Here is a 272-nt window from a genome sequence, read left to right as displayed (position 1 = left end):
ATGTAGAGGTCCTGACTCGGGACGTAGGCCTCGGGCTGGTAGTAGTCGTAGTAGGAGACGAAGTACTCCACTGAGTTGTTCGGGAAGAACTCCCGGAACTCGTTGCAGAGCTGCGCGGCCAGCGTCTTGTTGTGAGCGATGACCAGCGCCGGCCGCTGCGTCTTCTCGATCGCGAAGGCCATCGTGGCCGTCTTGCCCGAGCCCGTCACGCCCAGCAGGGTCTGGAAGCGGTCCCCGCCGTCGATGCCCTCGGCCAAGCCGTCGCGAGCCGC

At 65.1% G+C, this 272-nt stretch carries 1 protein-coding gene; it reads right to left on the bottom strand.

What is annotated here, in order from left to right:
* A partial coding sequence (locus ACLJNW_RS25185) for a DEAD/DEAH box helicase family protein (protein WP_410961355.1) occupies nucleotides 1-272 on the bottom strand: 272 nt, incomplete at both ends.

This window comes from Salmonella sp. SAL4457, from assembly GCF_046548235.1.
Lineage (GTDB): Bacteria > Pseudomonadota > Gammaproteobacteria > Enterobacterales > Enterobacteriaceae > Salmonella > Salmonella enterica.
This window is presented reverse-complemented; position numbering and strand designations above follow the sequence as displayed.